24 protein-coding genes and 1 pseudogene are annotated in these 23,881 nt (G+C 60.7%); 21 read left to right on the top strand and 4 right to left on the bottom strand.

Annotated elements, in window-relative coordinates; all coding sequences use genetic code 11:
- Nucleotides 1–50: 50 nt before the first annotated feature.
- Together VDP61_RS09535 and VDP61_RS09540 are read right to left on the bottom strand one after the other, a co-directional pair.
- A complete protein-coding gene (locus tag VDP61_RS09535; protein ID WP_323006684.1) occupies nt 51–1,169 on the bottom strand; it encodes an NADH:flavin oxidoreductase in 1,119 nt (372 codons plus the stop codon).
- A complete protein-coding gene (locus tag VDP61_RS09540) occupies nt 1,144–1,776 on the bottom strand; it encodes a nuclear transport factor 2 family protein (RefSeq protein WP_323006685.1) in 633 nt (210 codons plus the stop codon). The genes VDP61_RS09535 and VDP61_RS09540 overlap by 26 nt, the downstream gene beginning before the upstream one ends.
- A 400-nt stretch (nt 1,777–2,176) precedes the next feature.
- On the opposite strand from VDP61_RS09540, the gene VDP61_RS09545 reads away from it, so the two are divergent.
- Nucleotides 2,177–2,923 (top strand): SDR family oxidoreductase, encoded by a 747-nt coding sequence (locus tag VDP61_RS09545; protein ID WP_323006686.1) that lies wholly within the window; start codon nt 2,177–2,179, stop codon nt 2,921–2,923.
- Here the strand turns inward: VDP61_RS09545 and VDP61_RS09550 are convergent.
- Nucleotides 2,884–3,543 (bottom strand): nuclear transport factor 2 family protein, encoded by a 660-nt coding sequence (locus VDP61_RS09550; protein ID WP_323006687.1) that lies wholly within the window; start codon nt 3,541–3,543, stop codon nt 2,884–2,886. The two genes, VDP61_RS09545 and VDP61_RS09550, sit on opposite strands and share 40 nt — an antisense overlap.
- On the opposite strand from VDP61_RS09550, the gene VDP61_RS09555 reads away from it, so the two are divergent.
- The 10 genes from VDP61_RS09555 to VDP61_RS09600 all read left to right on the top strand — a co-directional run bounded on the left by VDP61_RS09555 (nt 3,542) and on the right by VDP61_RS09600 (nt 12,902).
- A complete protein-coding gene (locus VDP61_RS09555; RefSeq protein WP_323006688.1) occupies nt 3,542–5,815 on the top strand; it encodes an acyl-CoA dehydrogenase in 2,274 nt (757 codons plus the stop codon). The genes VDP61_RS09550 and VDP61_RS09555 overlap by 2 nt on opposite strands.
- A complete protein-coding gene (locus VDP61_RS09560; protein WP_323006689.1) occupies nt 5,815–6,351 on the top strand; it encodes a nuclear transport factor 2 family protein in 537 nt (178 codons plus the stop codon). The genes VDP61_RS09555 and VDP61_RS09560 overlap by 1 nt, the downstream gene beginning before the upstream one ends.
- A gap of 20 nt (nt 6,352–6,371) precedes the next feature.
- Entirely contained in the window at nt 6,372–7,127 is a 756-nt protein-coding gene (locus VDP61_RS09565) for an SDR family NAD(P)-dependent oxidoreductase (protein WP_323006690.1), read from the top strand.
- 76 nt (nt 7,128–7,203) lie between these two features.
- A complete protein-coding gene (locus tag VDP61_RS09570; RefSeq protein ID WP_323006691.1) occupies nt 7,204–8,289 on the top strand; it encodes a nitronate monooxygenase in 1,086 nt (361 codons plus the stop codon).
- Nucleotides 8,286–9,101, top strand: coding sequence for an enoyl-CoA hydratase family protein (locus VDP61_RS09575; protein WP_323006692.1), 816 nt, complete (start codon nt 8,286–8,288; stop codon nt 9,099–9,101). The genes VDP61_RS09570 and VDP61_RS09575 overlap by 4 nt, the downstream gene beginning before the upstream one ends.
- Complete coding sequence (locus VDP61_RS09580) at nt 9,059–9,844, top strand: SDR family oxidoreductase (protein WP_323006693.1); 786 nt, start codon at nt 9,059–9,061, stop codon at nt 9,842–9,844. Before VDP61_RS09575 ends, VDP61_RS09580 begins: the two co-directional genes overlap by 43 nt.
- 10 nt (nt 9,845–9,854) lie before the next feature.
- Nucleotides 9,855–10,322: a MaoC family dehydratase gene (locus tag VDP61_RS09585; protein WP_323006694.1), complete on the top strand. Its 468-nt coding sequence runs from the start codon at nt 9,855–9,857 to the stop codon at nt 10,320–10,322.
- Between the two features lie 112 nt (nt 10,323–10,434).
- Entirely contained in the window at nt 10,435–11,316 is an 882-nt protein-coding gene (locus tag VDP61_RS09590; protein WP_323006695.1) for a CoA transferase subunit A, read from the top strand.
- Nucleotides 11,317–11,326: 10 nt separating this feature from the next.
- Nucleotides 11,327–12,130, top strand: a complete 804-nt coding sequence (locus tag VDP61_RS09595; protein WP_323006696.1) for a ketoacid CoA transferase — start codon at nt 11,327–11,329, stop codon at nt 12,128–12,130.
- 4 nt (nt 12,131–12,134) lie between these two features.
- Entirely contained in the window at nt 12,135–12,902 is a 768-nt protein-coding gene (locus VDP61_RS09600) for an SDR family NAD(P)-dependent oxidoreductase (RefSeq protein ID WP_323006697.1), read from the top strand.
- A gap of 170 nt (nt 12,903–13,072) precedes the next feature.
- On the opposite strand, the gene VDP61_RS09605 is transcribed toward VDP61_RS09600, so the two are convergent.
- A complete protein-coding gene (locus VDP61_RS09605; protein ID WP_323006698.1) occupies nt 13,073–14,146 on the bottom strand; it encodes a helix-turn-helix transcriptional regulator in 1,074 nt (357 codons plus the stop codon).
- A gap of 269 nt (nt 14,147–14,415) precedes the next feature.
- Between VDP61_RS09605 and VDP61_RS09610 the strand changes: the two are divergent.
- From VDP61_RS09610 to VDP61_RS09655, 10 genes and pseudogenes are all read left to right on the top strand, one after another.
- Nucleotides 14,416–15,625 (top strand): annotated as a pseudogene (locus VDP61_RS09610) (acetyl-CoA C-acyltransferase).
- Between the two features lie 266 nt (nt 15,626–15,891).
- The gene (locus tag VDP61_RS09615) at nt 15,892–16,626 is read left to right on the top strand and encodes a TetR/AcrR family transcriptional regulator (RefSeq protein ID WP_323006699.1); all 735 of its coding nucleotides are present in this window, start codon (nt 15,892–15,894) and stop codon (nt 16,624–16,626) included.
- Between the two features lie 159 nt (nt 16,627–16,785).
- Nucleotides 16,786–17,685, top strand: coding sequence for a branched-chain amino acid ABC transporter permease (locus VDP61_RS09620; RefSeq protein ID WP_323006700.1), 900 nt, complete (start codon nt 16,786–16,788; stop codon nt 17,683–17,685).
- 4 nt (nt 17,686–17,689) lie between these two features.
- Nucleotides 17,690–18,139, top strand: a complete 450-nt coding sequence (locus VDP61_RS09625; RefSeq protein WP_323006701.1) for a hypothetical protein — start codon at nt 17,690–17,692, stop codon at nt 18,137–18,139.
- Nucleotides 18,093–19,496 (top strand): ATP-binding cassette domain-containing protein, encoded by a 1,404-nt coding sequence (locus VDP61_RS09630; protein WP_323006702.1) that lies wholly within the window; start codon nt 18,093–18,095, stop codon nt 19,494–19,496. The genes VDP61_RS09625 and VDP61_RS09630 overlap by 47 nt, the downstream gene beginning before the upstream one ends.
- On the top strand, nt 19,475–20,197 hold the full coding sequence (locus tag VDP61_RS09635; protein WP_323006703.1) for an ABC transporter ATP-binding protein: 723 nt from the start codon (nt 19,475–19,477) through the stop codon (nt 20,195–20,197). The genes VDP61_RS09630 and VDP61_RS09635 overlap by 22 nt, the downstream gene beginning before the upstream one ends.
- Nucleotides 20,184–20,690: a thioesterase family protein gene (locus VDP61_RS09640; protein WP_323006704.1), complete on the top strand. Its 507-nt coding sequence runs from the start codon at nt 20,184–20,186 to the stop codon at nt 20,688–20,690. Before VDP61_RS09635 ends, VDP61_RS09640 begins: the two co-directional genes overlap by 14 nt.
- Nucleotides 20,691–20,777: 87 nt before the next feature.
- Nucleotides 20,778–21,656: an enoyl-CoA hydratase gene (locus VDP61_RS09645; protein ID WP_323006705.1), complete on the top strand. Its 879-nt coding sequence runs from the start codon at nt 20,778–20,780 to the stop codon at nt 21,654–21,656.
- A gap of 12 nt (nt 21,657–21,668) precedes the next feature.
- Complete coding sequence (locus VDP61_RS09650; protein ID WP_323006706.1) at nt 21,669–22,832, top strand: acyl-CoA dehydrogenase family protein; 1,164 nt, start codon at nt 21,669–21,671, stop codon at nt 22,830–22,832.
- Nucleotides 22,833–22,837: 5 nt separating this feature from the next.
- A complete protein-coding gene (locus tag VDP61_RS09655; RefSeq protein ID WP_323006707.1) occupies nt 22,838–23,881 on the top strand; it encodes an acyl-CoA dehydrogenase family protein in 1,044 nt (347 codons plus the stop codon).

Here is a 23,881-nt window from a genome sequence, read left to right on the forward strand (position 1 = left end):
AGGCTGGGCAATTTGCCCAGCCTTTTTTTATGCGCTGAAGGTGGGCTGCGTCAAAACAGTGTTTCCAGATGGCTTTTGTTATAGCCCAGACAGGTATCTTCGTGCCCCATGCGCATCTTTTGCAGCCAGTCAGGATCGGCCAGCAACGCGCGGCCCACGGCCAGCACGTCAAATTCGCCGCGCGCAAGCGGTTCGGCAACATGGTCCAGTGGTGCTGCGGCGGCATCTTTGATGCCCGGACGGTCAAGGCCGGCCCCGCCTACCGCAATGATCGGCAGGCCGGTCAGTTTTTTGGCCCAGCCGGCCAGCGTCATTTCACCCAGATCGGGAAATCCTGGCTCCCAAAAGCGGCGGGTGGAACAGTGCAGAATACTGACCCCGGCATCGGCAAGGGGGCGCAACACCTGCGCCAATTCATCCGGGGTTTCGCCCAGTTTGGCGGTGTAATCTTGCTGCTTCCATTGGGAAAAGCGGAAACTGATCGGAAAATCCGGGCCGGTGCTGGCGCGAATGGCGCGGATGACTGCCACTGCAAAACGGGTTCTGGCCGCACGGTCACCGCCCCATTCATCGGTGCGCCGGTTGGTGTTGGCCCAGAAAAACTCGTCGATCAGATAGCCATGTGCGCCATGCACCTCTACCCCGTCAAAACCCAGGCGCTGGGCGTCGGCGGCGGCGGCGGCATAGGCCGCGATGACATCGGCGATTTCGGCCTCGGTCATGGCGCGGGTGCGTTCGGGCAGGTTGGTGAAATCGTTGGAATTATCCGACGGGCCCAAGCCGGGTAAAGACGGGTCTGGCCCCATGCCGGTCTGGCGAAAGCTGCCCGTGTGCCAAAGCTGCGGAAACATGCGCCCGCCTGCCAGATGCACCGCATCAATGACGTGTTTCCACTGCTCCAGCGCGGCCCCATAAAAATGCGGCACATTTTCATAGCTGGCCGCCGAGGGGTGCGGAATATAGGTTCCCTCGGACAAGATCAGCCCGACCCCGCCTGCCGCGCGGCGGCGGTAGTAATCGACAACCCCTTGATGCGGCTGGCCATCTTTGCAGAAATACCGGCTCATCGGGGCCATGGCCACACGGTTGCGCAAGGGCACGCCGGCAAGCGTGATCGGTTCGAACAGCGGTGCAAGCCTGCGATCAACGGACACGGACAGATCTGACATTATTTCCTCGTCTCATTGTTTCGATAAATTGTTCCAGCGGGGCGGGGTCTGCAAGCGCGGGGCTGTCATCAGCCGCGTTGGCCCAGAATTCCGCCCAACTGGGGAACAGCGCGTGAAAGCTGCCCTCATAGGGTTCGCGCCCCGGCCAGCGCATCTTGCGGCTGCCGATGGGCGGTTTGTTCAGATCGGTTGCGTACCAATACAGCGGCTGGCGGCGGCGAAAATACCAGCGCCCGTCAACACGCTCATACCGGTCATGGTACATCATTTGCATGATGACCCATTCCGCGCCGGTTTCATGTTCATTCTTGGAATAAACAATACCGACTGCCGTATCCGCATCCAAAAATTCAACAATCTGGGTGCCGATATGGTGCGAGGTGCCGTCAAACTGCTTGCGCATTGTATCTGATAGCCATGCCTTCAGGGCTGCCCGCCCTTTTTGCCCGCCCCCGGCCGAGACATCTTGCGGGAACAGGTTCGCCATTGCGTCCATATCGCGCATATCCAGTGCAAGCGCATATTTCGACGCCAGTTGGCGAATCTCGTCACGCGATTCGATACGGTCCAGACGGGTCAGGATTTCGGCAAGGGTTGGGTCGGTCATTGGCGTTTCCCGTGGTTTTTGCGCTTGGGGGCAGGGTGACTGTGCGGGGCGTGGCTGGCATCGTCCGTTTTGGGTATGCCGCATTTGCGCGGTCGCGTCACGCTGTGGCGCAGGGTCATGCGGAGAATGAGATGCAAAACACAGGCAAGGCGCAGGCAGTGGTAATTACCGGCGCGGGTGGCGGCCTATGCGCAGTATTTGGCGGCCCGCGGTGCGGCGGTGGTGGTCAATGATAAGCATGCAGCAGCAGCACAAGGCATTGCAAACAAGATCACGGCAGCGGGCGCGCGCGCTGGTTGTTGCCGGCGATGTTGACGATTGGAATGTTGCACAGACACTTGGCGCGGGCCAGCATCCGCTGGGCCTGTCTATTGCGCCCGCCGGGCATTAAGGGGGAAATATGGGACGGTTTGACGGAAAAGCGGTTTTGGTAACCGGGGCGGCATCGGGTATAGGCCGCGCGGTCGCACAGGCCTTTGCCGCGCAAGGCGCGCGGCTTGCGCTGGCCGATCTCAACCCTGACGGGTTAAAGGCCGTGGCGCGTGATCTGGGGGCTGTGGCGCTGTCGCATGATGCGATGATACCGGGGAACGGCGCGCAGATGGTCACGGATGCTGTGGACAATCTGGGCGGGTTGGATGCGCTGATCAATGTTGCGGGTGCCTATCACCGCGCGCATTTTGCCGATCTTGCCGCCAGCGATTGGGACCGGATGCTGCGCATCAACCTGACAGGGGTGTTTGAGCTGTGCCAGGCCGCCTTGCCTGCCCTGACCCGCAGCAAGGGGGCAATCGTAAATACCACCTCTACTGCGGGGATTGGCGGTATCGCATATGCTGCGGCCTATGCCGCGTCAAAAGGTGGGGTGATTGCGTTGACCAAATCCCTGGCGGCAGAACTGGCCCATCTGGGCATTCGGGTGAATGCCGTGGCACCGGGCCGGGTGAAAACGGCGATCAGTGCGGGCCTGACCCCGTTGCAAGGCGCGCGGCCAGAATTGTCGGTGCATCGTGCCAAGCTGGCAGGAATGGAAGAGGGGGCCGCGCCTGAGGATCTGACCGGGGCCTATCTGTGGCTTGCGGGTAAGGATGCCGCCTATGTCTCTGGTCAGGTGATTGTTGCAGATGGGGCGTGGTCTGTGGGCTGATTTGCGGGATGATCTGCGGGATGATCTGCGGGGCAAGGTGCCAAAAGGGCGCGTGCCGCCGCTGATCCATCCAGCAAGCGGTTGAGGCGTTGTGTGACTTTCCAGCCGTCCACTGTGCGGATAAATGCCCAATGGTTGGCGCTGACCCGTTCGGCGGCCCAGCCGTTGACGCCGTGTAAAAACACGACCGAATGGCCCTGTGCCGTGGCGGTATCGCCGCTGACCTTGATGTGATGGGGCGACAGCACATGTGCGCAGCCGCGTGCCAGATAGTCTTGGTGGGTCTTGATATCGACCAGCCCTGCAACGGCCTCCGGCCCCTCAAAAACAAACTCTGCCGCCTGATAGCGCCCGGTTTTCGCATAGGCCGCGCCGATCACGTTACCGTCGGGGGTATCCACTGCCGGGCCATAAGCGGCAATGATGGATTGTATGGCAATGTGATCTTCAATCGCGCGCAGGCGGGTTTCAAGGCTTTGCATGTTGTCCTCGGGCTGGTTCATGGCCAGTCTGCCGCAGGCGGGCAGGGTGGCATCGTGCATTTGGACGATGCCTGCCGCCCGGTGCCGCGCCAGAGTTAATTCCGGCAAGACGATGAACAGCAAGCAGGCAGAGAGCATGGATCTGACAATGACCGATGAGCAGCGCATGATCCGCGATGAAGTTGCACGATTTCTGGCCAACGCCGGCGGGTTGGACGCTGCCGCGCGGGTTGCGGATGGGGCAGGGGATGCTGCGCTATGGTCTGGTTTGTCGGTCGAGCTGGGGCTCGCCGGGGTGGCTATCGCCGAAGAAGCAGGCGGGCTTGGCCTTGGCATGACCGAGCTTGTGCTGATCGCGGCAGAGGTGGGCCGGGTGTTGGCGCCAGTGCCCTATATATCCACCGTAGGGATTGCGGCGCAGGTTTTGGCCCATGCCGCAGCCGGGCCCGAGGCAGCCCGCCTGCTATCCGCCATCGCATCGGGTGCCGCGCGCGCCGTAGTTGTGGCCAGTGGCTTTGATGATTTTACCGCGTGCCGGGCGGGCGCGGATATTTTCCTGACCGGGCGCTCTGGCCCCGTGGTGGATCTGGCGGGGGCGGATACGGCGCTGGTGCCTGCAATGCTGGATGGCAAGCCTGCCTTGTTCGCTGTGCCGCTGGTGCAGGGCATCACGCCGCTGGATGCGATGGACCGGACCCGGCCGTTGGCGCGGCTTGATCTTGCCGGGGTGGCGGGCGTTCGGGTTGATGCGCCCGATTTTGCCGTGGTCTTTCATGCCGCATTGGATCGTGCGCGCCTTGCGCTTGCAGCCGAGGCTGTGGGGGCCGCGCGGGGGGCCTATGATCTGACCCTCAGATATATCACCGACCGGGTGCAGTTTGGTCGCCCCATCGCGTCATTTCAGGCGATCAAGCACCGCATGGCCGATCTTTTCGTGCGTCTGAACACAGCAGAGGCTTTGGTTGTCGGCACTGCCATGGAATTTGACCATGGCGATGCGGCGCTGGCGGGTGCCGAGGCGCTTGCCGCTTGGGCGATGGCGCGTGACGTGGCGCAAGCGGTGGCGGCCGAGGCGGTGCAGTTGCATGGCGGGGTGGGCATCACCTGGGAATATGCGCCACATCTGTTTTTGAAACGGGCGTTCGGGCAGCATTATTTGCTGAATACGCCCGAGCAAACCTTTGCTGGGCTGGGCGCGGCACTGATGGCGGGCGATATTTCGGCCATGCCGGCGGCAAGTGACAGCGCGCCCATTCGTGCGCAGGCGTCGGATTGGCTGGCGCGGCATTTGACGGACCGCTTTTTGCCGCTGCGCAATCGTGGTCATGCCGGGGATGGCGAGGCGCTGGTGGAGCTGCGCAAGGCATGGGAGGCCGAATTGGCCAGTGGCGGCTGGGTCGGGTTAGGCCTGCCTGTATCTGTGGGTGGGCGCGGGATGTCGGTTGCCGATCAGGTGATCTTCAACGAAGAATACGCCCGCGCCGGGGGGCCGGGGCGAATGGGGCATATCGGCGAAGGGCTGGTTGCGCCGACGTTGATGGCCTTTGGCACCGAAGATCAGAAGGCGCGGTTCTTGCCCGGCATTCTGGCAGGGACAGCATTTTGGGCGCAGGGCTATTCCGAGCCGGGTGCAGGGTCTGATCTGGCAGCGGTGCGCACCCGCGCGCGGCTGTGCCCGGACACGGGCGATTGGTTGGTGACCGGGCAGAAGACATGGACATCGCTTGCGCAATACTCGGATTGGATTTTTGTGTTGGCGCGGGCGGTAGATGGATCGGTCGGGCGCGAGGGCCTGATTTTGCTGCTGATGCCTTTGGACCAGCCTGAAATTGATATTCGTCCGATCCGCCAGATCAATGGCGGGGCCGAGTTCAACGAGACATTTTTTGACGGCGCGCGCGCCAAGGCGGCGGATGCCATCGGTGCGCCGGGGGAAGGCTGGAAAATCGCTACCACGCTGCTGGGTTTTGAACGTGGCATTTCCACCCTTGGCCAGCAAATGGGATTCGCCCGCGAACTGGCGGAAGTGGCTGGCATCATGGCGCAAAATGACGCGGTGCATTTGGCCGAAAGGCTGGGCCGCGCCTGGGCCGGGTTGCGCGCGATGCGCCACGGGGCCTTGCGGATGTTGGGCGCGCAAGCGCGTGGGCAGGCAGGGCCGGAGGTGTTGGGCTATAAATACGAATGGTCCAATTGGCACCGCAGCCTGGGAGAGCTGGCGCTGGCGGCGATGGGGCCGATGGGGGCTGCGATGTCTGATGACCCCGCCCGCGCCCGGCTTCAGCATATGTTCTTGTTTGCGCGGTCAGAAACCATCTATGGCGGCACGAATGAAATCCAGTTGAACATCATTGCCGAACAAGGTTTGAAAATGCCCCGAGAGGCGCGCGGGCCGGGGAAGCCGGGCTGATGGGGCTGCGCCCGCCTGTGCTGGCCGAACTGGCTGATATGGCCGCCCTGCAACGGCTGGTCACCGCCTATTCCCGCGCGATTGATCGGCGCGATTTTGCGCTGCTGGAAAGCCTGTATCACCCGGATGCGACCGACAGCCATGGTCAGATGTTTGTTGGCGGGGTTGCCGGGTATCTGGATTTTGTGCGGGTTGCCCTGTCTCGGTATGAGATGACGGTGCATTACGTCGTCAACACCCTGTTTGACCTGCAGGGCGACCGGGCCGAGGGTGAAATCCATAAAATCAACTATCATCGCACCCATGGGCCGCAGGCGATAGAGACAACGACCGGCAGCCGCAGCCTTGACCATTACAGCCGCCGCAATGGCGAATGGCGGTTCCAATCACGCAGCGTGGTGATCGACTGGGCCGAGACACGCCCCGCAAACCCCGCCGCCTGGGATGATTTCGCAGCGCAAAGTCCCCGCGGCCAAGCGGGTGCGCAAGATGCAAGTTACAGTCTTTTGCCCCTGCTTCGCAGGTTCGGGCCATAGCATGCCAAAGGATGGAAAAGATGAAAGAATTCAGTGGAAAAATTGCAGTGATTACCGGGGCGGCGCATGGCATTGGCCGCGCAATGGCGCTTGGCTTTGCGGCCGAAGGGGCGGATGTTGCCTTGCTGGACCGTGATGGGGCGGCATTGGCCGCAACCGGCGATGCGGCGCGGGCCTTTGGCGGGCGGGTGATGTGCATCGAGGCGGATTTGCTGGACCACAAGACGATCGTTGACAGTTTCGCCCGTATCGCCGCTGATTTTGGCCCGGTGCATACGCTGGTGAACAATCTGGGCCAGACGGCTCGTGAAAACTATTCGGATTTTGCCGAGGCCAAGCATGAGGTGTTGGAGTTTGTTCTGGATATCTCGCTGCATGCGACGGTGCATTGCACCCGTCAGGTTGTGGGCGGCATGAAGGCGCGCGGGGCGGGGCGGATTGTTTCAATCTCATCCGACAGTGCGATGAACGGCGATCTTGGTTGCGTCGATTATGCGGCGGCCAAGGCGGGCGTCTTGGGTTTTACCCGGGCGCTGGCGCGTGAAATGGGGCCGCATAAGGTGACGGTCAACGCCATTTGCCCCGGCCCGACCAATACCCGCGCGATGCAGCTTATCCCCAAGGAGGCTTTTGAGCGCGCGAAAAACTCGGTGCCGATGCTGGAAATATGCGAGCCGGAAGATATTGCCAACGCCGCCCTGTTCCTTGCCTCGGGCAAGGCGCGCTATATCACGGGGCAGACCTTGATGGTGAACGGGGGCCGTGTGTTTTACTGAAACAGCCCCCCCGTTCGGACGATGCCAAATCCGGGGAACAGGGCGACAAAGCCGCCAACGAGGACAGGAGATCAGGATGACGCATGGGCTGGAAACCGCGCTGACGCAGCGCTTGGGCTGTCGCGTGCCGATTGTGCAAACCGCGATGGGCTGGGTGGCAGACCCCGCATTGGTGGCAGCGACAACCAAGGCCGGGGGTTTTGGCTTTCTGGCGGCGGCGTCGATCCCATTGGGCGGGATTGATGCCGCGATCGAGGCTGTCAAGGCGCGCACCGATGGCCCGTTTGGCGTTAACTTCCACATGTTTTCCCCCAACGCGGCAGAGGTGATTGAGGCGGTTTTGCGCCACAAGGTTCGCGCTGTCAGCTATGGGCGTGGGCCAGAGGCGGCAACGATAGGGCGGTTCAAGGATGCCGGGATTATTTGTATGCCCACCGTTGGGGCGGTGAAACATGCGGTCAAAGCGGTGGCTTTGGGGGCCGATATCATTACCATTCAGGGCGGCGAGGGCGGCGGGCATACCGGCTCGGTTCCGACCACGTTGCTTTTGTCGCAAGTGTTGGACGCGGTTGACGTGCCTGTGGTCGCGGCGGGCGGCTTTCATGATGGGCGCGGGTTGGCGGCTGCATTGGCCTGGGGCGCTGCGGGAATTGCGATGGGAACGCGGTTTTTGCTGACCTCGGACAGCCCGGTAAACCAGTCCACGCTTGACGTTTATCTGAAAACCAAAGATCCGAACCTTATTCGTATCACCACAGCCGTTGACGGATTGCCGCAGCGTTTTGTTGAAAATGAGGTGATCCGCCAGCTTGAAGGCATGAGCGGGGCGGCGCGATTTGCGGCCTCGGTCAGGCACGGGGTGGCTTGGGGGCGCAAGGCGGGCATGTCGTTGCCGCAAATGCTGCAACTGGCGTGGAAAGCGGCGATGTCCGAGGATTTCAGCTTTGCGGCCACGGTGATGGCGCCGAACTTGCCGCGCCTGGTCGAGGCGGGGTTGGTGGATGGGGATACCAGGGGCGGGCTGCTGCCCTCGGGTCAGGTGGCGGCATTGATTGACCGGTTGGAAAGCTGTGAGGCGCTGATTTCGCGGATCATGGCCGAGGCGGAAGGCCGTCTTGATGCCCTGGCCGCTTTGCGGCGCAACGGAAAGGATACGGCATGAGCGAGCAAATACACACATCGGTGACGGATCATATCGGCGAGGTGGTAATCGCGCGGCCCCCGGTCAATGCGCTGAACGCCGCAGGCTGGTTTGCGCTGGCGGCGGCTATCGACGGGCTGAATGCAAACCCGGATGTGCGGGTGATCGTGATCCGCGCCGAGGGGCGCGGCTTTTGCGCAGGCGTGGACATCAAGGAACTTCAGGCGCATCCCGCCCGGATTGTTGATGTGAACAAGGGCAATTACGATACGTTTCGCGCCATTCACACGGGCCGCGCGCCGGTGATTGCAGCGGCGCATGGCTTTGTTCTGGGCGGTGGCATCGGGATTTGTGGTGCGGCTGATATCGTGATCTTGTCGGAATGTGCCACGCTGGGGGTGCCAGAGGTGGACCGTGGGGCGCTGGGGGGCGGGGCGCATTTGCAGCGCATCTTGCCGCTGCAAAAGGTGCGTCAGATGTATTTCACCGGCGATTTTATCGCTGCGGAGGAAGCGTTCCGTTTCGGCGGGGTCGAGGCGGTTGTGCCAAAGGATGCGCTGCGCGATACCGCTTTTGCCCTTGCGCGCAAGATTGCCGCGAAAAGCCCGGTGATGATCGCCCTGGCGAAAGAGGCGCTGAATGGGGTCGAAGCCAGCAACCTTGAGACGGCCTACCGCTGGGAACAAGGTTTTACCGCGCAGGCCTATCTGACAGAAAGATTCGCAAAAAACCCGGAATGCTTTTGTCGCCTCTGGCGGCACGGCAGATTTTTCCAGAAAGGATTGAGGTTATGGGGGCTGTTCCCGATTACGTTGCTGGCCATGGGCTGCTAAAGGGGCGCTCGGTTCTTGTCACGGCGGCGGCGGGCAAAGGTATTGGCTTTGCGACCGCCCGCCGCGCGCTGGAAGAAGGCGCGCGCGCCCTGATGATTTCCGACATCCATGAGGGCCGGACCGAAGCCGCCGTTGCGGCGCTGCGCGACATTGCACCGAATGTGCCGATTTCGGGAAAGCTGTGCAACGTCACCCAAGAGGCGGAGGTGCAGGCCCTGATTGCAGCGGCCGAGGATAGCTTGGGCGGGATTGATGTTTTGGTCAATAATGCGGGCCTTGGCGGGCTGAAACCCGTGGCCGAGATGACGGATGCCGAATGGACCAGCGTTCTGGATGTCACGCTGAACGGCACCTTCCGCATGACCCGCGCCGCGCTGAACCGGATGATTCCGCGCAAGAAAGGCGTGATTGTGAATAACGCCTCGGTGCTGGGGTGGCGGGCGCAAAAGGGCCAGGCGCATTACGCTGCCGCCAAGGCGGGGGTGATGGCGCTGACCCGTTGTTCAGGGCTGGAGGCTGCCGAACATGGCATCCGCATCAACGCGGTGTCGCCGTCGATCGCCATGCATGATTTCCTGAAACGGTCTGCCCCGGCAGAATTTCTGGACGCGCTTGCCGCGCAAGAAGCATTTGGCCGCGCGGCAGAGGTGTGGGAGGTGGCCAATGTGATCATGTTCCTCGCCTCGGATTACGCCTCTTACATGGTGGGCGAAGTCGTCTCTGTTTCCAGCCAACACGCCTGAGGAGGCCCCTATGACATTTCGTTTCTCATCGGCGGATGAGGCCATTGCGGCCATCGGCCAAAAGCTGGGCCCAACCGATTGGATCACCATCGACCAGACCCGGATTGACCAATTCGCGCAGGCCACAGGCGATTTTCAATGGCTGCATGTAGACCCGGCCCGCGCGGCTGACGGCCCGTTTGGCGGCACCATCGCGCATGGGTTTTTGACGCTGTCCTTGCTGAATATGGTGCTACCCGATCTGTTCATGCCCGACAATCTGGATTGGGGGGTGAATTATGGCGTGGACAAGGTGCGCTTTCCTGCGCCGGTGCCGGTCAATTCCCGCATTCGTGTAACGGGAGAGTTGATCGACGCCAAACCGACAGCGGCAAACACCGTACAAACCACGGTGCGCATGTGGGTTGAAATTGAGGGCGCGGACAAGCCTGCCTGTGTCGCCGACACTTTGCAACGCTATGCGTTTTTGCCGGGCTGAAGGGCGTGCGCGTTAGTCCCAACAGACGATGAAGGCAGCGATGTTGCGGGCAATAGTGACGGGGAAGCGGCGGGATAAGGTCCGTCATGGCTGGGCTGAAGGAACGGGCAGAATGATGAACAAAGAACTTGATCTTGCAGCGGCGGTTGCAACCTTGCGTGATGGGATGACCATTGGTTTCAGCGGATGGGGGCCACGGCGCAAGCCGATGGCGCTGGTCCGCGAAATTTTGCGCTCTGACCTGAAGGATTTGACTGTTGTGGGCTATGGCGGGCCGGAAATCGGTATGCTGTGCGCGGCTGGCAAGGTAAAGCGGGCGATCTATGGCTTTGTTTCGCTTGATAAGATCCCGTTGGAGGCGCATTTTCGCAAAGCCCGCGAGGCTGGCACGATCGAGGCCGAGGAGCTGGACGAAGGTTTGTTGCTGCTGGGGCTGCGCGCCGCTGCGGAGCGCGTGCCCTTTGCGCCGACGCTGGTAGGGCTGGGAACCGATGTCATGGCCAACAATCCGCATCTGAAAACCGTGACCTCGCCCTATGATCCGTCGCAGGTGTTTCTGGCGATGCCCGCGATTTATCTGGATGTGGCGCTGATCCACGTCAACCGTGCGGATCGGCGCGGAAACACCCAAACCGATGGACCAGACCCCTATTTTGACGGGCTGATGGCGCGCGCCGCCAAACAGGTGATTGTCAGTACCGAAGTGCTGTGCGACCGGATTGATGAAAGCTTCCCCGAGGGGGCGCAAACGTCACTGTTCAACCGTCTGAACGTGTCGGCGGTGGTCCATGCGGCAGCGGGCGCGCATCCGACCACGCTGCACAACGCCTATGGCTGGGACATGAAGCACCTTGCCGCCTATAGCGCCGCCGCAGGTGAGGAGGGCGGTTGGCAAGCCTATATGGAGCAGTTCGTACTGCCCGGAGAGGCTGCCTATCTTGAAAAGCTTGGTGGTGCCGAAGCGGTTGCCCGGCTGCCCATCCCTTTGTTTTGAGGTGACGACCATGACCAATACCCCTGATTTCACCCTTGCCGAACTGATGATCGTTGCCGCCGCTGATGCGTGGCGCGAGGATGGCGAATTGCTGGCACATGGCATCGGCACCCTGCCCAGAATTGCCGTCGGACTGGCCAAACTGACCATGAATGACAACCTGCTGATGACAGATGGCGAGGCCTATCTGACCGAGGCGCCTATCGTCCTTGGCTCATCCGCCAGTGAACGCCCCGGCTTTGTCGGCTGGTCGCCGTTTCACCGGATTTTTGATATTCTGTGGTCGGGGCGGCGGCATGCGATGGTGACGCCGGTGCAGATTGACCGCTGGGCGCAAGGCAATATTTCGTGCCTTGGCGATTTTGCCAAGCCAAAGGTGCAAATGCTGGGTGTGCGCGGGTTTCCGGGCAACTCTATTTCGCACCGCAACTCCATGCTTGTCACCTCGCACACCAAACGGACCTTTGTCGAGGGGGAGGTGGATGTCGTTTCTTCGGTCGGGTATTCCAACAAGCATTGGCCCGATGGCATGACGCCGCCCGAAATCCTGTTTGGGTTGGTGATATCTGACCTGTGCGTGATGGACTTCAACGGGCCAGACCATGCGGCACGGGTGATCAGCCTGCATCCGGGTGTCAGCTTTGACCATGTTCAGGCCAATACCGGATTTCCGCTGATCGCAGCCCCCGGAATGGCCGAGACCAAGGCGCCGACCGCCGAAGATCTGGCAATTATCCGCAAGCTTGATCCGCAAGATATGCGCGGGGCCACGATCAAGGGCAACCCGCCCGGCATCCGCGCGGCTGCGGCCTGATCCGATGGTGAACACACGCAGGGGCGCTGCCATTGTCATTGGCGGCAGCGGGGGGATCGGGGCAGATATCTGTCAGGTCTTGGCCCGCGATGGCTGGGATGTCGCGGTGACTTACTTCCGCAACAAGGCCAAGGCAGATACTGCCTGTGCCGCCGTTCACGCAGTGGGGCAGGCGGGTTCGACCCACGGGGTTGACATCTCGGATAGCGAAGCGGTTGCGCAGATGGTCGCCAATGTGGTGAAAACCCATGGCGGCATTGGCACAGTCGTTTATGCAGCAGGGCCGTTGGTGCCGCTGATTCACCTGAGCAAAATCACGCCGGAACAGATGAAGTCGCATCTGATCCAGGATACGCTTGGCTTTTTCAACGTGGTCCATGCGGCCTTGCCACATTTGCGCGCGGCGCAGGGCAATATCGTTGCCTGCCATTCGGCGGCGCAATATCGCTACGCGCCTGCAGATGGCTTGTCGGTTGTTCCGAAAGCCGGGGTGCGGGCGCTGATGCTGGGCATCGCCAAAGAGGAAGGTCGCTTTGGGGTGCGCGCGAATGGTGTGGCCATTGGATTGATCGAGACCGGGCAACATACCGAACTGACCAAGCTGGGCTATATCCATGACGGCTATATGGAGGCCGCAGCCAAAGCGACTCCGCTGCGCCGTGCCGGCGCGGCCCGTGATATTGCCGAAGCCGTGGCCTTTTTTGCCGATAATCACCGCACCGGTTTTGTGACCGGGCAGGTGATCAGCGTTGATGGCGGCTATTCGATTTAAGGGCTGGCAGAGTAGACATTGCTGCGCGCGACCAAACGAAAACCAACCCGCCAAACGAAGCGCGGGGCGCTAACGCTCTCAAGGTGCATGAATGAAAAACCCCTCGCAGATCATTCTGGCGAGGGGCTTTTTTTTGTCAGCCACCGGGAGCGGAATGGCGCGACTGGCGGTCAGTTGGCGAAGATTGGCCGTTCGCCCAACATCGCGGCAGAGCTGAGAACAACGCGCATCAATTCTGTCTGGCGCGTGATCCCACTTTTTGAAAACACGGCGCGCAGATGGGCGCGCGCGGTGTTGCGGCTGATGTTCAGCGCCAGTGCCGCCTCATCCAGCGACAGGCCGGTCGCAAGGTTGCGCGCCAGTTCTGCCTCGGCTGGGGTCAGGTCGAACAAGCGGCGCAGCATGGTGCGTTCGGGCTCTCGGTTGTTTTCGGGGTCGCGGATAAAGATGACAGCGGCAGGTTGGTTGCCGCTGTCGCTCTTTGTTGTTGCCGGCAGACGGTGAATAATCAGCCCCAGATCGCGCTGCCCCGAGGCCCGCCCCACCGAGACAACCTGAGGGTCCGTGCTATCCGTGGCTGCATCGCCCAGAACCATACGGATTGCGGCCTGAAACTTGCGGTCATCCGCGCCGACACTGGCGACAATGCCGCCGCGCGCCAGTTGCAAGCCATCACGCCGCTGCAAAATATCCATCGCAACGCCGGTTTGCTGCAAAACCTGGCCCTGCGCGTTCAAAAAGATTGTTCCAACTGCCAGCTTGTCAAGCAAGGCAGAATGAACCTGACGTTCGGTATTGGCGGTGCCGATACGCCCGGCCAAGGCATGCGCGCGGCGGATATGGCCCAGCAAATCAGCGACGGTGCCAGAGGTCATCGGGCTGAAGGGGCGAGCACCTGCCGCGCGCAGGGCGTGAAGTTGATAACGGGTCTGCCCGTCTGAATAGCTGCTTTCAGCCATAACATGCTGCAAACCCTCGGCAAAACCTGCCCCGGCGTTGCGCCCTGTCAGCAAGGCTTCACAGGCTTTGGCCATTTCCGCGCCAGCGCCATTCAAGATGCTGCGGGCGATAACCACGGGGGCACCAAGGCCGCGCGTCTCAGCAACCAGAAAAGTGGCATCGGCATCCAAGGACAGACGTACACGCGCCAGCGCAGCCTGAAGATCGCCCTTTTCGGTCAACAAGTCGTAAATCGCCTCAATCACGCAGTTTCGCTCATCCGTAACGCCAAGACTATCGAGCATGGTTTTCCCTCCCCTGGTCGCGCGGTGCAGCTTTGTTTTAAAGACTGCGCCCGTTCGCACTTCAACAAGCTGGCAAAAATTTGACGCTCTGTCAAATAAAACATGCATCCGTCAAAAAAATGCAGCAGGTGTCAAGTTTTGGCGTTTTGGGCTTAGTCTTCTTGGACGATGTTGCGCGGGGCTTGGGTCTTTATCGAAAGGAAAAGGGGCTTTTTTGCCCATATCCGTGGCCCATCCACGCCACCTAGTGAAACGGAGCCCGTTTGAATATGCGTGATGCAGTGATTGTTTCGGTTGCCCGCACCCCGATCGGCAAAGCCTTTAGGGGGGCGTTCAATGATACCGAGGCCCCGGCGCTTTCGGGCCATGCAGCAAAGCAGGCCGTGGCGCGTGCCGGTTTGGACCCGGCGCGGATTGAAGATGTGATCATGGGCTGTTCGGCGCAGCAAGGCACGCAAGGCTATAATATCGGTCGCCTGACCGCCGCTGCCGCAGGCTTTGGCGCGGGCGTTCCGGGTATGGCGGTGGACCGGATGTGCGCCTCGGGGTTGATGGCGGTGGCGATTGGCGCGCGCCAGATCATCCATGACGGGATGGAGGTTGTGGTTGCGGGGGGGGTCGAGTTCAATCTCGCTTGTGCAAAACAAGTTCAAGAACACGCATCGCAACATTTCATCTGCGGTAACCGCGCAACTGCCGCATATGTATATGCCAATGATCGAAACCGCCGAGATTGTGGCGGATCGTTACGCTATCAGCCGCGAGGCGCAGGATATTTTTGCCCAGGCCAGCCATGCGCGCACGGCGGCCGCGCATGCAGCGGGGCGCTTTGCCGATGAACTGGCACCGATGGCCAGTATTCAGCAGGTGAAAGACCGCGAAACCGGGGAAATCAGTGCCGTTGCGGTGACGCTGGACCGTGACGAGGGCTTTCGCGCCACTACCACGCTGGAGCAGTTGCAGGCGCTGGAGCCGGTTTACAAGGATGGCGTGCTGGTCAAGGCCGGGCGCTTCATCACGGCGGGCAATGCCTCGCAATTGTCAGACGGGGCCGCGGCCCTGGTGATGATGGAGGCAGGGGCGGCAGCGCGTGACGGGCTGACCCCGCTTGGTGCCTTCCGCGGGATGGCTGTCGCGGGGTGCGCGCCCGAGGAAATGGGAATCGGCCCGGTGTTTGCGGTGCCAAAGTTGCTTGCGCAGCATGGGTTGCGCGTGGCCGATATTGATCTGTGGGAGCTGAACGAGGCCTTTGCCAGTCAGGCAATCCATTGCCGCGACAAATTGGGCATCGACAATGACAAGTTGAACGTCAATGGCGGTGCGATCGCGGTGGGCCACCCCTTTGGCATGACCGGCGCGCGGCTGTCGGGGCATGTCTTGATGGAAGGGCGCAGGCGCGGGGCGCGTTGGGGCGTGGTGACCATGTGTATCGGCGGTGGAATGGGTGCGGCGGGCCTGTTTGAAATTTTCTCGGGCTAGGCCGGGGTGCTGATCCGTGATGCAGACGCAACCCCGCGCGGTGCTTTTAGAGAAGATACGCGTAACCGCCGTTTTTGCGGCGAGGGCGCTTTAGATATTGCAGGTTTTCTGTCATGTCTTGCAAAGATGGGCGCTAGCGCCCCGATTACGGTTGACGTGATTGGCCCGGAGGCACCGGAAATGGCGTTGCGCCCGCTGTGCCAAAAGGCATATCAAACGGCGCGGCGTGTCGTGGACGTTGCAAAAGCGACAGGAAAGGCACAGGCATGACCGAGTTGAGGATTGATGAAACTGCGTCCGGTCAAACCAACCGCAGCACCAAACGCGATTCCAACCCCCGCAAGGAATTGGTGCGTGAGGAGTTGATGGATATTGCCGCGCGCATGTTCGATGAACGCGGCTTTGACAGGGTATCCATGGCGATGATCGCCAGCGAGGTTGGCCTGGGCCGATCGGCAGTTTATCACTACTTCGGCTCCAAGGACGAAATTCTTGCTGCCATCATTGATTCAGAGGCGAATGTGCCGGTAAACCGGATGCGGGTTCTTGCCCATGAACCGGGCAAAACCGCGACAGAGCGGCTGCGCAATGTGGTGACAGATGGCGTGGTGCGGCGGCTGTCGTCTGGGTCGCGGTTCGTGCGTCTGGCGCGGCTGGAGGCACAAATTCCACCCGATCTGCGGGCAGATTACAATAAGTCGCGCCGCGCGATTTTTGATGAATATGTGCATTTGATTGATGAAGGCATCGCCGCGCGTGAGTTTCGTGCAGTCGATTCGCATATAGCGGCCTTTGGCATCATCGGCATGGGAACGTGGACGTCGCGTTGGTTCAACCCCAAGGGGCGTATGACCAGCGCCGAGGTTGCCGTGGTCATTGCCGATCTGGCGCTTGCAAGCATTCGGTCCAGTTCGGTGCAGGATCGGGTTTTGGATGACACCCGCCAGCGCCTGCGCATGATTGGGGTTGATATCAGCGAATTGCTTGCCACGCTGACCTGAAACCTTGCCTGTAGTCCGGTTGAACGATGATTTAGCGCACCGGACAATCCAGCCTATTCACAATGAACAACTGCGAACAACTGCGAACAACTGCGCGTTGATTCAGGCGCGGCCGCCCTTTTGGTGCTGCACAGGAATGCAATCGTCAGAGGAGGTACAATGATCACCGAACTTTTGCCCAACATCAATGATTTGATGACCATTATCCTGCGCGGGGTGGCTATCGGGTCGCTTTTCACCATCATCGCGATGAGCTTTAATATCGTTCACAACGCTGCCGGCATCTTTAACTTTGCCCAGGGGAATATTTTTATTCTTGGCGGGTTTGCCGCCTATGTGCTGGCGAATGACGCGGGCTTTGGCATGTGGGCGCTGATGCTGATCCTTGCAACAGTTGTGATCGGGGTGCTGGCGGCTGTGCAGGGGTGGATCACGCTTTTGCCGCTGCGCTCGTCTGTAGAGCAAGACAGCTGGCTGATTTCGACCGTGTCGGTTTCGGTAATCATCGCCTCGGGGTTGATGCTGGTCTACGGGTCCAGCGGGAATTTTGTGCAAGGGCCGATGCCGCGTTTCACCCTGTTTGGGGTGCGAACACCGGGCGCGTTTCTGCTGGCGATTGGCGCCATGTTTGCGTGGTATGTCGTGCTCCGCTTTTTCTTGCGCCGTACCTTTACCGGGCTGGCGATCAGCGCGTTGAGCCAAGACTTTGACGCAGCCCGCGCGGCAGGTATTCCGGTGCGGCGTTTGCAGCTTTTGGCCTTTGGAATTTCGGGAATGATTGCGGGGTCGGTCGGCTTCATGGTCGCGCCGATGATCTCGGTCAGCCCGGACGCAGGGCTGCGCTATGTTCTGAACGGGTTTGTTGCGGCGGTCGTGGGCGGGGTTGGCAACAACAGCGGCGCGATGATTGGCGGGCCGTTGGTTGGGGTGATTGCGGCGCTGACAACTTTTTACCTTGGCGGTGCCTATCAAGACCTGTCGTCGCTGTTGGTTCTGGTCGTGATCCTGATGTTCCTGCCGCAAGGTTTGTTTGGGCGCGCTTCGGCGCGGAAGGTGTAAGCCGATGACAACGAAATCCATTCCTTTGAATGCGACGGCAAGCGGCAAGGGCAGCTACAACTCTGACTGGCAGCAATTTTTGGTGGGTGTGGCCTTGATCCTGTTCACCGGGATTGCGCCAAGCCTTTTGGGTAATTCCTATTGGGAACATACCTTTCAGTTGGTGAATATCTATATTGCGGTTGCGGTGATCCAGAACTTTCTGTTTGTCGACGCCGGGCAGAAATCCTTTGGTCAGGGGGCTATTCTGGGGCTGGGGGCCTATGGGCTTGCGGTTGCATCGGGTTTGCACGGGATGCCGCTTGTCGTGGGGATGCTGGCCGGGGTAGGGGCGGCAACGGCGGGGGGGGCTGCTGTTCGCGTTGCCCGCCTTGCGGGTGCAGGGCTTTCACCTTGGCTTTGTGACGATGAGTGCTGCAATCGTGTTTCCGCAGCTTTTGAACCAGTTCGATAAACTGACAGGCGGCATCAACGGGATTTCGATGAATATGCCCGCATTGCTGGCAAAGCCGGTTTTTGGGCTAAGCTGGCTGACGATAATGGTAACGCTGGTGCCGATTGCCGCCTTGGCCTTGCATTATCTGTTGCGCGGCATGCCTTTGGGGCGGCGGATGCGCATTGCGGCTGAAAGCCCCGAGGCGGCGCGCTCGCTTGGTATTCGCCCCGGCCTGATGCGGTCACTTGCCTTTGTGATTGCCAGTATTGGCACCGGAATTTGTGGGCTGCTTTATGTGCCGACAGTCAGCTTTATTTCGCCGCAGGGATTCTTGATCGACTTGTCTTTCGTGTTCTTCTTTGCCGTGGTTGTCGGCGGGCGCGGGCAGCTTTTGGGGCCGATTATCGGTATCTGGATCATCTTTATCCTGCCTTCGGTGTTCCTGGTAAAGCTGGTGGAATACAAGCCGCTGGTTTATGGCATACTGACGCTGGCGGTGGTTATCTTGTTTCCCGATGGCGTGGTCGGCACGTTCGAGACGTGGCGGCGCAAGCGCAATCAGCAGGGCGGCGGCGAACAGGCCTTCAGCCTTGGCAGCTTTACGGCCGTGCTGGAAAACCTGCCCGATGCCCCACCGGCGGCCGATATGACCCCGATCATTTCGGTCAAGGGGGCGACCAAGCGGTTCGGCGCGGTTGTGGCGATTGATGGCGTGGATATGGAGGTGCGCCCCGGAGAGGTTCACGGGCTGGTCGGGGCCAATGGCTCGGGCAAAACCTCGTTGTTGAATGTGATCAGTGGGTTAAGCCGGGTCGATGGCGGGAGCTATCATTTCTGCGGTGCCGATGTGACGCGCTTGCCTGCGGCAGATATCGCGCTGCGCGGGCTTGGCCGTACCTTCCAGACGCCGCGCGTGTTCCAATCGCTTTCGGTCTGGGGCAATCTTCAGATCGGGCTGGATGCCCGCCAGACCGAGCCGTCGGCTGATGTTGCCCGGCTGATCGAGGATTTGCGCAAGGCGCATGGCGACGACAGCCCCGCGCTGTTGTCGCACGGGCAGCGCCGTTTGCTGGAGGTGGTGCGCGTGGTGATGAAAGACCCGTCCATCGTGCTGTTTGACGAGCCCGCAGCCGGGCTTTCCCCGCAAGAGCGCGCCGCGTTTTCAAGCCTCGTGCACTTGCTTAGCCGCAAATTGGGCAAGGCGGTCATTTTGGTGGAACATGACCTTGATCTGGTTTGGGGCATTGCTGACCGTATCACGGTTTTGGAAACGGGCCGTGTTGTGGCGCAAGGTGTGCCAGCAGATCTGGCACGCGACCCCGGCCGTGCAACATTTGTTTGTAGGAGGCACCGATGCTTGAAGTCAGCAATCTGACGGCGGGATACGGCGATATTCCGGTGCTGCGCGACATATCGCTGCGCGTGAATGCCGGCGAAATCTTGTTGATCGGGGGCGAAAACGGGGCTGGAAAATCGACGCTGATGCGCGCGATTGCCGGGTTCAACAAACCCACCGGCGGCAGCGTCATGCTGAATGGCGTGGAAATTACCGGGATGGCCCCGGAAAAAGCCGCCCAGGCCGGGTTGCGTTTGGTCTTGGACAATCACCGGGTTTTCCCGGAACTGACGGTTTATGACAATCTGCGCATGGGCATTGCCGCGCGCAGATCCGACCGCGCTGGGTTTCAAAACTCATTAGAGGAAATTTATGCGGTGTTTCCCATTCTGAAGGAAAAGACCAAACAGCGGGCGCGCGATCTTTCTGGCGGGCAGCAACAGATTCTTGCACTGGGCCAGGCGTTTATCGCGCAACCCAAGGTGCTGCTATGCGATGAGCCCTCAATGGGGGTGGCGCAAATGCTGTTGCCGCCGATCCTGTCGTTTCTGCGCAACTGGGCGAAATCGGGAACGGCGGTGGTGATTGTGGAGCAACATCTGAAAATCACCCAGCCCTATACCGATAACGCGATGATCATTCGCCGGGGCGAGGTGGCATTGGCCTGTGCCTCGGTCGATCTGGATAAACGATTGGCGCAGATGCACGAAGCGCGGACCCAAAGCTATGCCCAGGTTTGACGCATGGCGCGATGCGGGCGCAGCAACCTATCGCGGGCAGGTGGAACAGGCGTGGATCGACCGCAATGACCACATGAATGTGCGCGCCTATGATGCGGTGTTTGAAGCCGCAGAAACCACATTTTTTGAAAATCTGGGCATCACCCGCGCCTATGCGCTTGAACAGCGCAAAGGGTTTTTCCGGTTGGAAAAACACCTGCGCTATCAGGCAGAGCTGCGGCTTGGCACGCCGATTGTCGTGACCAGTTATATTGTCATGACGGATCTTAAGCGCGTACAATTGTTCCATCAGCTTTGGAATGCACAAAGCGGCCAGCGCTCGGCCACGCTGGATTGCATCGCGATTTATGTTGACCTTGAAACTCGCCAAACCGGGGCGATGGTCAGGCAAGATCTGGTCGCTGCATGGCAGGAAATGGCGCAGGCCCACGCCGCCTTGCCAGTGCCCCCCGGCATCGGCAGGCGCGTGACAGGCCAGCGCCAACCTGACTGACCGCTGTCTTTTAGTCCCATTAGACGATGAGGCGGCGATGCGGCACGCTAGACTGTTGCTATGCCAGAAAACCGAGGACCATACGCGATGACAAATACCCCCGAAATCACCTATGAGACGGAAACCCCGGTGCTGTACCGTGTGGATGGCCCGGTTGCGTGGATCACCATGAACCGCCCCGGCTTCAACAACGCCCAAAACTCGCAGATGACCTATGCGCTGGATGATGCGTTTATCCGTGCCGTCAATGATGATGCGGTCAAGGTGATCGTGCTGGCGGGCGAGGGCAAGCATTTTTCGGCCGGCCATGACATTGGCACACCCGGCCGTGATGTTGACCGCAGCTTTGAACGGCGCTTGCTGTGGGCGGATCACGTCAACAAACCCGGCGCCGAGTTCTTGTATACCCGTGAACAAGAGGTCTATCTTGGCATGTGCCGCCGCTGGCGCGATTGCCAAAAGCCGACGATTGCGATGGTGCAGGGCGCCTGTGTTGCGGGCGGGCTGATGCTGGCCTGGGTTTGCGACCTGATTGTGGCCTCGGATGATGCGTTTTTTCAGGACCCGGTGATCCGCATGGGCATTCCGGGCGTTGAATATTTTGCACATGCGTTTGAACTGCCGCCGCGTGTCGCCAAAGAGTTTCTGTTGTTCGGTGACCGGATGTCGGCGCAGCGCGCCGAGGGTTTTGGCATGGTCAACAAGGTTGTACCGCGCGCGGAGCTTGCCGCGACCGTATCGGACTGGGCGTCAAAGCTGGCCGGTATGCCGTCGCTTGGCCTGTGGCTGACCAAGCAGGCCGTCAATCATGTCGAAGAGTTGCGCGGCAAGCGCAGCGCGATGGATGCCGTCTATCACATGCATCATTTTGCCCATGCCCAGAACCAGATTTTGACAGGCAACAACCTTGCGGGGCTTGATGCGGGCAAGATGGCTGCGGCGAATAAAGACGCGGCCAAGGGCTGACAGGGGGGCATTGTGGATTTGAATTACACCGCCGAACAGCAGGCTTTTCGCGCCGAGGTGCGGGCCTGGATGGATGCCAATGTGCCGCCCGCGCCGTTGAAATCCTTTGATGCCGATGCGGACGGGTTTGAAGCCCACCGCACCTGGGAACGCAAGCTGAACGCGGGCCGTTGGGGGATGGTCACCTGGCCGCAGGCCTATGGCGGGCGCGGGCTGGACCTGATCCGATGGCTGATCTTTGAGGAGGAATACTACCGCGCTGGCGCGCCGTTACGGGTGAACCAGAACGGCATTTTCCTGCTGGGGCCAACCTTGATGGAATTTGGCACCGATGCCCAAAAAGCACGTTTCTTGCCAAAGATGGCGACGGGCGATGAAATCTGGGCGCAGGCCTGGTCTGAACCGCAGGCCGGGTCTGACCTTGCGGGGGTGCAGGCCAAGGCGCGGCGTGAGGGGGATGAATATGTTCTGTCGGGGCATAAAATCTGGTCTTCGCGCGCGGTATTTGCCGATTGGGCTTTTGGCCTGTTTCGCACCGACCCCGCATCTGATCGCCATCGCGGCCTGACGCTGATCTTGTTTCCGCTGGATGCGCCGGGGGTCAGGCGCCAACCCATCGCGCAGATCAACGGCGAGGTCGGCTTTGCCGAGCTGTTCTTGGAAGATGTCCGTGTTCCGGCCTTCAACCTTTTGGGTGCGGAAGGCGAAGGGTGGAAAATCTGCATGGCGACCGCCGGGTTTGAGCGTGGCTTGATGTTGCGCAGCCCCGCGCGTTTCCAGATGGCGGCCAAACGTTTGGTTGATCTGTATCAGCGCCATGCAACCAGCGCGCCACCTGCCGCCCGCGATGCGGTGGTGCAAGCCGTGATGGATGCCGAGGCCTATGCGCTGTCGATCTATTCCACCGCATCACGGCTGATCGCGGGCGGGCATATTGGCGCCGAGGCCAGTGTGAACAAGATTTTCTGGTCAGAGATGGATATTGCGCTGCACCGGGCTGCCCTGTCTATCCTTGGCGCGCGGGCCGAACTTTTGCCGACCGCGCCAGAGGCGGCCGAGGCGGGTGCATGGCTTGATGGTTATCTTTTTTCACTGGCCGGGCCGATCTATGCCGGGACCAATGAAATTCAGCGTAACATCATCGCCGAGCGTATGCTTGGCATGCCGAAAGGGTAACAGGGATGCAATTCACCTTTACCGATGAACAGGCCATGATGGCCGAAATGACGCGCAAACTGCTGACGGCGGAATGTACATCGGCGCGGCTGCGCAGCCTGCTGGCGACGGGGCAGAATTTCGATGCAGATCGCTGGGAAAAGCTGATGGGGCTGGGCCTTGCCGGGTCTTTGGTGCCCGAGGATAAAGGCGGGCTTGGGCTGAGCTGTGTCGATTTTGTGCAACTGGCCGAAGGCTGCGGCTATGTGGCCCTGCCCGAACCCTTGGTAGAGTTGGCAGGGGTGACGCTGCCCTTGCTTGCAGCGCTGGACAGGCCGGACCTGTTGGCGCAAGCGATGGCGGGGCAGGCATTTGTGGCCCTGTCGCACCCCCTGAACCCGGTGATTGTCGATGCCGACCGCGCCGATGCCATTTTGCGCGTGGGGCCTGACCGGATAGACCTGATCCCGGCCAATGCGGTGCAGCTAGTGGCGCGACCCTCGGTCGATCCGTTGCGGCGCGTGTTTACCATGCAGGCTGATGAAAGGCGCGTCACGATTTTGGCGACGGGGAAAGCCGCTGCCAGACTGGCCGAACAGGCCGTTGATCGCGCCGCCCTTTTTGGCGCCGCGCAAATGCTGGGCATGGCGCAGCGCTGTGTTGATCTTTCGGTGGCCTATACATCCGAGCGCAAGCAATTCGGCAAACCCATCGGAACCTATCAGGCGGTCAAGCATCATCTTGCCACGGCGCAGGTAAAGATTGAATTTGCCCGCCCGGTCTTGCATGCGGCCTCGGCGCTGGCCCCCGGCGCAGGGGTGGCCACGGCGGCGCGGATATCGCACGCAAAGCTTGCCTGTGGCGATGCGGCTGATCTGGCTGCGCGCAATGCGGTGCAGGTGCATGGCGCCATGGGCTATAGCTGGGAGGTGGATGTGCATTTCTACCTTAAACGCGCGCTGGCGTTGACCAATGCCTGGGGCACGCCTGCCTGGCACCGCGACCGTATGGCGGCGCGAGTGTTTGGCGCGCCACTGGAAATCGAAACCCTATTCCCTCAGGAGGGCTGA

Source organism: Pseudorhodobacter sp. (assembly GCF_034675685.1).
Classification (GTDB): domain Bacteria; phylum Pseudomonadota; class Alphaproteobacteria; order Rhodobacterales; family Rhodobacteraceae; genus Pseudorhodobacter.

What these genes read in the sequence shown, in the direction of transcription:
- VDP61_RS09545 (WP_323006686.1), top strand. Translation starts at nt 2,177, where the DNA reads ATGGGACGGTTTGACGGAAAAGCGGTTTTGGTAACCGGGGCGGCATCG.
- VDP61_RS09575 (WP_323006692.1), top strand. Translation starts at nt 8,286, where the DNA reads ATGAGCGAGCAAATACACACATCGGTGACGGATCATATCGGCGAGGTG.
- VDP61_RS09595 (WP_323006696.1), top strand. Translation starts at nt 11,327, where the DNA reads ATGACCAATACCCCTGATTTCACCCTTGCCGAACTGATGATCGTTGCC.
- VDP61_RS09555 (WP_323006688.1), top strand. Translation starts at nt 3,542, where the DNA reads ATGGATCTGACAATGACCGATGAGCAGCGCATGATCCGCGATGAAGTT.
- VDP61_RS09635 (WP_323006703.1), top strand. Translation starts at nt 19,475, where the DNA reads ATGCTTGAAGTCAGCAATCTGACGGCGGGATACGGCGATATTCCGGTG.
- VDP61_RS09625 (WP_323006701.1), top strand. Translation starts at nt 17,690, where the DNA reads ATGACAACGAAATCCATTCCTTTGAATGCGACGGCAAGCGGCAAGGGC.
- VDP61_RS09600 (WP_323006697.1), top strand. Translation starts at nt 12,135, where the DNA reads ATGGTGAACACACGCAGGGGCGCTGCCATTGTCATTGGCGGCAGCGGG.
- VDP61_RS09535 (WP_323006684.1), bottom strand. Translation starts at nt 1,169, where the DNA reads ATGTCAGATCTGTCCGTGTCCGTTGATCGCAGGCTTGCACCGCTGTTC.
- VDP61_RS09560 (WP_323006689.1), top strand. Translation starts at nt 5,815, where the DNA reads ATGGGGCTGCGCCCGCCTGTGCTGGCCGAACTGGCTGATATGGCCGCC.
- VDP61_RS09580 (WP_323006693.1), top strand. Translation starts at nt 9,059, where the DNA reads ATGGGGGCTGTTCCCGATTACGTTGCTGGCCATGGGCTGCTAAAGGGG.
- VDP61_RS09630 (WP_323006702.1), top strand. Translation starts at nt 18,093, where the DNA reads ATGAGTGCTGCAATCGTGTTTCCGCAGCTTTTGAACCAGTTCGATAAA.
- VDP61_RS09615 (WP_323006699.1), top strand. Translation starts at nt 15,892, where the DNA reads ATGACCGAGTTGAGGATTGATGAAACTGCGTCCGGTCAAACCAACCGC.
- VDP61_RS09550 (WP_323006687.1), bottom strand. Translation starts at nt 3,543, where the DNA reads ATGCTCTCTGCCTGCTTGCTGTTCATCGTCTTGCCGGAATTAACTCTG.
- VDP61_RS09565 (WP_323006690.1), top strand. Translation starts at nt 6,372, where the DNA reads ATGAAAGAATTCAGTGGAAAAATTGCAGTGATTACCGGGGCGGCGCAT.
- VDP61_RS09570 (WP_323006691.1), top strand. Translation starts at nt 7,204, where the DNA reads ATGACGCATGGGCTGGAAACCGCGCTGACGCAGCGCTTGGGCTGTCGC.
- VDP61_RS09645 (WP_323006705.1), top strand. Translation starts at nt 20,778, where the DNA reads ATGACAAATACCCCCGAAATCACCTATGAGACGGAAACCCCGGTGCTG.
- VDP61_RS09585 (WP_323006694.1), top strand. Translation starts at nt 9,855, where the DNA reads ATGACATTTCGTTTCTCATCGGCGGATGAGGCCATTGCGGCCATCGGC.
- VDP61_RS09655 (WP_323006707.1), top strand. Translation starts at nt 22,838, where the DNA reads ATGCAATTCACCTTTACCGATGAACAGGCCATGATGGCCGAAATGACG.
- VDP61_RS09605 (WP_323006698.1), bottom strand. Translation starts at nt 14,146, where the DNA reads ATGCTCGATAGTCTTGGCGTTACGGATGAGCGAAACTGCGTGATTGAG.
- VDP61_RS09590 (WP_323006695.1), top strand. Translation starts at nt 10,435, where the DNA reads ATGATGAACAAAGAACTTGATCTTGCAGCGGCGGTTGCAACCTTGCGT.
- VDP61_RS09620 (WP_323006700.1), top strand. Translation starts at nt 16,786, where the DNA reads ATGATCACCGAACTTTTGCCCAACATCAATGATTTGATGACCATTATC.
- VDP61_RS09640 (WP_323006704.1), top strand. Translation starts at nt 20,184, where the DNA reads ATGCCCAGGTTTGACGCATGGCGCGATGCGGGCGCAGCAACCTATCGC.
- VDP61_RS09540 (WP_323006685.1), bottom strand. Translation starts at nt 1,776, where the DNA reads ATGACCGACCCAACCCTTGCCGAAATCCTGACCCGTCTGGACCGTATC.